The sequence below is a fragment of the Pseudomonas sp. NPDC087346 genome (genome assembly GCF_044744235.1).
Classification (GTDB): domain Bacteria; phylum Pseudomonadota; class Gammaproteobacteria; order Pseudomonadales; family Pseudomonadaceae; genus Aquipseudomonas.
Genome location: NZ_JBIUXX010000151.1, coordinates 1 through 2893 on the forward strand (window position 1 = coordinate 1; position 2893 = coordinate 2893).

Sequence of the window (2893 nt, forward strand, 5' to 3'; positions counted from 1 at the left end):
CAACTATTCCCTGCTGCCGATCATCGAGGCTTACAGCGCCTCGGCAGATATCGCCGTGGAAACCCGCGATTTCTATCTTGCAGCGCGCTTTCTGGCCAGCTTCCCCGAGGAACTGGGTGTCAAAGCCGTAGCCGACCACCTCGCCGAACTGGGCGACCTGGCCGTTACGCCTGAAGCCAACATCATCAAGCTGCCGAACATCAGCGCTTCGGCTCCGCAGCTGCAAGCCGCAATCAAAGAGCTGCAAGCTCAGGGCTTCAACCTGCCGGACTACCCGGAAACCGTGACCAGCGACGCTGACAAAGACGTCAAGGCACGCTACGACAAGGTCAAGGGCAGCGCCGTGAACCCGGTTCTGCGCGAAGGCAACTCCGACCGTCGTGCTCCGCTGTCGGTCAAGAACTATGCGCGCAAGCACCCGCACAAAATGGGCGCCTGGGCCACAGATTCCAAATCCCACGTTGCGCATATGAGCACCGGCGATTTCTACGGCAGCGAAAAAGCTGCCCTGATCGACGCCGCTGACGCTGTGAAAATCGAGCTGATCGCCAAGGACGGTACCGCTACCGTTCTGAAAGAAAAAACCAGCGTTCAGGCTGGCGAGATCCTCGACTGCGCCGTGATGAGCAAGAACGCCCTGCGTTCGTTCATCGCCGCTGAAATCGAAAGCGCCAAGGCTCAAGGCGTGCTGCTGTCGGTTCACTTGAAAGCGACCATGATGAAGGTCTCCGACCCGATCATGTTCGGCCAGATCGTTGCCGAGTTCTATAAAGACGCACTGGCCAAGCACGCTGACGTGCTGGCTCAGATCGGCTTCAACCTGAACAACGGCATCGGCGATCTGTACGCTCGCATCAAGGCCCTGCCGGCCGAGCAGCAAGCGCAGATCGAAGCTGACATTCAAGCGGTCTACGCCGCTCGTCCGTCGCTGGCGATGGTCAACTCCGACAAAGGCATCACCAACCTGCACGTGCCGAGCGACGTTATCGTCGACGCCTCGATGCCGGCCATGATCCGTGACTCCGGCAAAATGTGGGGCACCGACGGCCAGCTGCACGACACCAAGGCTGTGATCCCGGATCGCTGCTACGCGACTATCTACCAGGCCGTGATCGAAGATTGCAAAGCCAACGGTGCTTTCGATCCGACCACCATGGGCAGCGTGCCAAACGTAGGTCTGATGGCGAAGAAAGCCGAAGAGTACGGCTCGCACGACAAGACCTTCCAGATCAAGGCTGACGGCGTGGTTCGCGTGACCGACAGCAAAGGCACCCTGCTGATGGAACAGGCTGTTGAAGCCGGCGACATCTTCCGCATGTGCCAAACCAAAGACGCGCCGATCCAGGACTGGGTCAAACTGGCCGTCAACCGTGCTCGCGCCAGCAGCACTCCGGCGATCTTCTGGCTCGACCCGATGCGCGCTCACGACGGCGTAGTGATCGAGAAAGTTCAGGCTTACCTGAAGGATCACGACACTGCCGGTCTGGACATCCAGATCATGGCGCCGGTCGACGCAATGAAGTTCACCCTGCAGCGCACCCGCGACGGCAAGGACACCATTTCGGTGACCGGCAACGTACTGCGCGACTACCTGACCGACCTGTTCCCGATCATGGAACTGGGCACCAGCGCCAAGATGCTGTCGATCGTGCCGCTGATGAACGGCGGTGGCCTGTTCGAAACCGGCGCCGGCGGTTCGGCTCCCAAGCACGTGCAGCAACTGGTTGAAGAGAACTTCCTTCGCTGGGATTCGCTGGGCGAGTTCCTCGCGCTGGCAGCGTCCCTCGAGCATTTGGGTGTGAACTACAACAACCCGAAAGCACTGGTTCTGTCCAAGACTCTGGACCAGGCTACTGGCCAGTTCCTCGACAACAACAAGTCGCCATCGCGCAAAGTCGGCAACATCGACAACCGCGGCAGCCACTTCTATCTGGCGATGTACTGGGCTCAGGCCCTGGCCGCCCAGACCGAAGACGCTGCACTGCAAGCGCAGTTCACGACTTTGGCCAAAACCCTGACCGAGAACGAAGCAACCATCGTTGCCGAACTCAACGCCGTTCAGGGCAAGCCAGTCGACATCGGCGGTTACTACCACGCCGACGCCGAGCTGATCAGCAAGGCCATGCGCCCAAGCGCAACCCTCAACGCGGCGATTGCTGCGCTGGTTTAAGGTTGTAAGGGAACATCACAAACCCCGGCCAATGCGCCGGGGTTTGTGTTTCCGGGATTTATAATCACCACAGAACCCTGTGGGAGCTGGCTTGCCAGCGATGGCGGCATATCATTCAACATCAATGGCGACTGACCCACCGCTATCGCTGGCAAGCCAGCTCCCACAGGGATCGGATTTCAATATTCAAAATTTGAGGAAGGTTTTATGGATTGGCTCCCCCACATCACCGTCGCCACCATCGTCGAAGACCACGGCCGCTTCCTGATGGTCGAAGAGCACAAGGGCGGGCGTAACGTGCTCAACCAGCCCGCCGGCCATCTCGACCCGAATGAAACCCTGGTCGAAGCCGCCGTGCGCGAAACCCTCGAAGAAACCGGCTGGGACGTCGAAGCCACCGGCGTGATCGGCATTTATCTGTACACCGCGCCGAGCAACGGCGTGACTTACCAGCGCGTGTGCTTCAGCGCCAAAGCCCTGAAACACCACCCGGATTATCAACTCGACGACGGCATCGTCGGCGCCAAGTGGCTGACCCGTGACGAATTAATCGCCCAGCGCGACAACTGGCGCAGCGAGCTGATCATCCGTTGCATCGATGATTATCTGGCCGGCAATCACTTCAGCCTCGAACTGATCCGCCCTTCTCTTTACCCTTGAGGCCGTGAGCCTGATAGAATCGCGTCCTTTTCCAAGACACACATTGAATCCCTACGCGTGATC

General features: G+C 59.3%; 2 protein-coding genes. Both read left to right on the forward strand.

Annotated features, from left to right (window positions below; genetic code table 11):
* The coding region (locus ACIOZM_RS31620) for an NADP-dependent isocitrate dehydrogenase (RefSeq protein WP_401221561.1) at nt 1-2170 on the forward strand (2170 nt) is incomplete at its 5' end.
* A gap of 207 nt (nt 2171-2377) precedes the next feature.
* On the forward strand, nt 2378-2830 hold the full coding sequence (locus ACIOZM_RS31625; protein WP_401221564.1) for an NUDIX hydrolase: 453 nt from the start codon (nt 2378-2380) through the stop codon (nt 2828-2830).
* Nucleotides 2831-2893 lie beyond the last annotated feature (63 nt).